The organism is Streptomyces sulfonofaciens (genome assembly GCF_014656295.1).
In the GTDB taxonomy this organism is placed as follows: Bacteria; Actinomycetota; Actinomycetes; order Streptomycetales; family Streptomycetaceae; genus Streptomyces; species Streptomyces sulfonofaciens.
This window is the reverse complement of record NZ_BNCD01000055.1, coordinates 1-5,044: the sequence shown is the minus strand read 5'-3', so window position 1 is coordinate 5,044 and position 5,044 is coordinate 1. Positions and strand designations below refer to the sequence as shown.

The window sequence follows — 5,044 nt, the reverse complement described above, 5'->3', positions numbered from 1 at the left end:
AGAACCAACACAGTGAACGCGAGCACCTGAGGACAAGCCCTCGGCCTATTAGTACCAGTCACCTCCACGCCTCACGACGCTTCCAGACCTGGCCTATCAACCCAGTCGTCTACTGGGAGCCTTACCCCATCAAGTGGGTGGGAGTCCTCATCTCGAAGCAGGCTTCCCGCTTAGATGCTTTCAGCGGTTATCCCTCCCGAACGTAGCCAACCAGCCATGCCCTTGGCAGAACAACTGGCACACCAGAGGTCCGTCCGTCCCGGTCCTCTCGTACTAGGGACAGCCCTTCTCAAGACTCCTACGCGCACAGCGGATAGGGACCGAACTGTCTCACGACGTTCTAAACCCAGCTCGCGTACCGCTTTAATGGGCGAACAGCCCAACCCTTGGGACCGACTCCAGCCCCAGGATGCGACGAGCCGACATCGAGGTGCCAAACCATCCCGTCGATATGGACTCTTGGGGAAGATCAGCCTGTTATCCCCGGGGTACCTTTTATCCGTTGAGCGACGGCGCTTCCACAAGCCACCGCCGGATCACTAGTCCCGACTTTCGTCCCTGCTCGACCCGTCAGTCTCACAGTCAAGCTCCCTTGTGCACTTACACTCAACACCTGATTACCAACCAGGCTGAGGGAACCTTTGGGCGCCTCCGTTACCCTTTAGGAGGCAACCGCCCCAGTTAAACTACCCATCAGACACTGTCCCTGATCCGGATCACGGACCCAGGTTAGACATCCAGCACGACCAGAGTGGTATTTCAACAATGACTCCACCCTAACTGGCGTCAGAGCTTCACAGTCTCCCACCTATCCTACACAAGCCGAACCGAACACCAATATCAAACTATAGTAAAGGTCCCGGGGTCTTTCCGTCCTGCTGCGCGAAACGAGCATCTTTACTCGTACTGCAATTTCACCGGGCCTATGGTTGAGACAGTCAAGAAGTCGTTACGCCATTCGTGCAGGTCGGAACTTACCCGACAAGGAATTTCGCTACCTTAGGATGGTTATAGTTACCACCGCCGTTTACTGGCGCTTAAGTTCTCAGCTTCGCCCACCCAAAAGTGAGCTAACCGGTCCCCTTAACGTTCCAGCACCGGGCAGGCGTCAGTCCGTATACATCGCCTTACGGCTTCGCACGGACCTGTGTTTTTAGTAAACAGTCGCTTCTCGCTGGTCTCTGCGGCCACCCCCAGCTCAGACAGCACATGCCATCACCAGGAATGGCCCCCCTTCTCCCGAAGTTACGGGGGCATTTTGCCGAGTTCCTTAACCATAGTTCACCCGAACGCCTCAGTATTCTCTACCAGACCACCTGAGTCGGTTTAGGGTACGGGCCGCCACAAAACTCGCTAGAGGCTTTTCTCGACAGCATAGGATCATCCACTTCACCACAATCGGCTCGGCATCAGGTCTCACCCACAAGCCAGGCGGATTTACCTACCTGACGGGCTACACCCTTACCCCGGGACAACCACCGCCCGGGCTGGACTACCTTCCTGCGTCACCCCATCACTCACCTACTACCACCTAGGATCAGCGGCTCCACCACTCCCCTTCACCCGAAGGATCCAGGACGGCTTCACGGCCTTAGCATCAGAGGATTCAATGTTTGACGCTTCACAGCGGGTACCGGAATATCAACCGGTTATCCATCGACTACGCCTGTCGGCCTCGCCTTAGGTCCCGACTTACCCTGGGCAGATCAGCTTGACCCAGGAACCCTTAGTCAATCGGCGCACACGTTTCCCACGTGTGAATCGCTACTCATGCCTGCATTCTCACTCGTCAACCGTCCACGACTACCTTCCAGTGCCGCTTCACCCAGCAGACGACGCTCCCCTACCCATCACAGCCACCGTTAGATGTACATGCTGCAATGACACGACTTCGGCGGTATGCTTGAGCCCCGCTACATTATCGGCGCGGAATCACTAGACCAGTGAGCTATTACGCACTCTTTCAAGGATGGCTGCTTCTAAGCCAACCTCCTGGTTGTCTCTGCGACTCCACATCCTTTCCCACTTAGCACACGCTTAGGGGCCTTAGTCGATGCTCTGGGCTGTTTCCCTCTCGACCATGGAGCTTATCCCCCACAGTCTCACTGCCGCGCTCTCACTTACCGGCATTCGGAGTTTGGCTAAGGTCAGTAACCCGGTAAGGCCCATCGCCTATCCAGTGCTCTACCTCCGGCAAGAAACACACGACGCTGCACCTAAATGCATTTCGGGGAGAACCAGCTATCACGGAGTTTGATTGGCCTTTCACCCCTAACCACAGGTCATCCCCCAGGTTTTCAACCCTGGTGGGTTCGGTCCTCCACGACCTCTTACAGCCGCTTCAACCTGCCCATGGCTAGATCACTCCGCTTCGGGTCTTGAGCATGCTACTCAACGCCCTATTCGGACTCGCTTTCGCTACGGCTCCCCCACAACAGGTTAACCTCGCAACACACCACAAACTCGCAGGCTCATTCTTCAAAAGGCACGCAGTCACGACTGGCAGGCAAAACCCACCAGCGACGCTCCCACGGCTTGTAGGCACACGGTTTCAGGTACTATTTCACTCCCCTCCCGGGGTACTTTTCACCATTCCCTCACGGTACTATCCGCTATCGGTCACCAGGGAATATTTAGGCTTAGCGGGTGGTCCCGCCAGATTCACACAGGATTTCTCGGGCCCCATGCTACTCGGGAAACTCTCAAACAAGTCGCTGACATTTCGACTACGGGGGTCTTACCCTCTACGCCGGGCCTTTCGCATGCCCTTCGCCTACACCAACGATTTCTCACTTGCCTCACAGCCGGCAGACCATGAAAGAAAGCTCCCACAACCCCCAAGACGCAACCCCTGCCGGGTCTCACACGCCCAAGGTTTAGCCTCATCCAGTTTCGCTCGCCACTACTCCCGGAATCACGGTTGTTTTCTCTTCCTGCGGGTACTGAGATGTTTCACTTCCCCGCGTTCCCTCCACACTGCCTATGAGTTCAGCAGCGGGTGACAGCCCATAACGACTGCCGGGTTTCCCCATTCGGACACCCCCGGATCAAAGCTCGGTTGACAACTCCCCGGGGCCTATCGCGGCCTCCCACGTCCTTCATCGGTTCCTGGTACCAAGGCATCCACCGTGCGCCCTTAAAAACTTGGCCACAGATGCTCGCGTTCACTGTGCAGTTCTCAAACAACGACCAACCACCCACCACCCCAAACCACACGGCTTGAGTTCACTGGGGCCGGCACCGAAGACACAACCACAAGCGGCCGCGCCCTCAGACACCCAACAACGTGCCCGACCCAACCCCGCCTGAAGAACCACGTTCCACACTCCAACAGGAGCAGTACTAACAGTCTCCAACCCGAGAACCAGGCCGAATAGTCAACGTTCCACCCATGAGCTAACCACCGCCAGACACTCGCTGGCGTTATGGCTCTGGACCACCAGGAAAACCTGGCAGCCAAGATGCTCCTTAGAAAGGAGGTGATCCAGCCGCACCTTCCGGTACGGCTACCTTGTTACGACTTCGTCCCAATCGCCAGTCCCACCTTCGACGACTCCCTCCCACAAGGGGTTGGGCCACCGGCTTCGGGTGTTACCGACTTTCGTGACGTGACGGGCGGTGTGTACAAGGCCCGGGAACGTATTCACCGCAGCAATGCTGATCTGCGATTACTAGCGACTCCGACTTCATGGGGTCGAGTTGCAGACCCCAATCCGAACTGAGACTGGCTTTTTGAGATTCGCTCCACCTCACGGCATCGCAGCTCATTGTACCAGCCATTGTAGCACGTGTGCAGCCCAAGACATAAGGGGCATGATGACTTGACGTCGTCCCCACCTTCCTCCGAGTTGACCCCGGCGGTCTCCCGTGAGTCCCCAGCACCACAAGGGCCTGCTGGCAACACGGGACAAGGGTTGCGCTCGTTGCGGGACTTAACCCAACATCTCACGACACGAGCTGACGACAGCCATGCACCACCTGTACACCGACCACAAGGGGGCACCCATCTCTGGATGTTTCCGGTGTATGTCAAGCCTTGGTAAGGTTCTTCGCGTTGCGTCGAATTAAGCCACATGCTCCGCCGCTTGTGCGGGCCCCCGTCAATTCCTTTGAGTTTTAGCCTTGCGGCCGTACTCCCCAGGCGGGGAACTTAATGCGTTAGCTGCGGCACGGACGACGTGGAATGTCGCCCACACCTAGTTCCCACCGTTTACGGCGTGGACTACCAGGGTATCTAATCCTGTTCGCTCCCCACGCTTTCGCTCCTCAGCGTCAGTATCGGCCCAGAGATCCGCCTTCGCCACCGGTGTTCCTCCTGATATCTGCGCATTTCACCGCTACACCAGGAATTCCGATCTCCCCTACCGAACTCTAGCCTGCCCGTATCGACTGCAGACCCGGAGTTAAGCCCCGGGCTTTCACAACCGACGTGACACGCCGCCTACGAGCTCTTTACGCCCAATAATTCCGGACAACGCTTGCGCCCTACGTATTACCGCGGCTGCTGGCACGTAGTTAGCCGGCGCTTCTTCTGCAAGTACCGTCACCTTGCGGCTTCTTCCCTGCTGAAAGAGGTTTACAACCCGAAGGCCGTCATCCCCCACGCGGCGTCGCTGCATCAGGCTTTCGCCCATTGTGCAATATTCCCCACTGCTGCCTCCCGTAGGAGTCTGGGCCGTGTCTCAGTCCCAGTGTGGCCGGTCGCCCTCTCAGGCCGGCTACCCGTCGTCGCCTTGGTAGGCCATCACCCCACCAACAAGCTGATAGGCCGCGGGCTCATCCTTCACCGCCGGAGCTTTCCACACAGAGAACATGCATTCCTGTGTCATATCCGGTATTAGACCCCGTTTCCAGGGCTTGTCCCAGAGTGAAGGGCAGATTGCCCACGTGTTACTCACCCGTTCGCCACTAATCCCCAGCCGAAGCCAGTTCATCGTTCGACTTGCATGTGTTAAGCACGCCGCCAGCGTTCGTCCTGAGCCAGGATCAAACTCTCCGTGAATGCTTCCGGGCTATCCCGGCAACACATCACGAGAGCGGAACC

2 rRNA genes are annotated in these 5,044 nt (G+C 57.4%); both read right to left on the bottom strand.

Annotation, left to right across the window (positions count from 1 at the left end):
* Positions 1 to 28 precede the first annotated feature (28 nt).
* Positions 29 to 3,150, bottom strand: a 23S ribosomal RNA gene (locus IE313_RS34485).
* Positions 3,151 to 3,472: 322 nt separating this feature from the next.
* Positions 3,473 to 5,002, bottom strand: a 16S ribosomal RNA gene (locus tag IE313_RS34480).
* The 16S and 23S rRNA genes sit together here, the layout of an rRNA operon.
* Positions 5,003 to 5,044 lie beyond the last annotated feature (42 nt).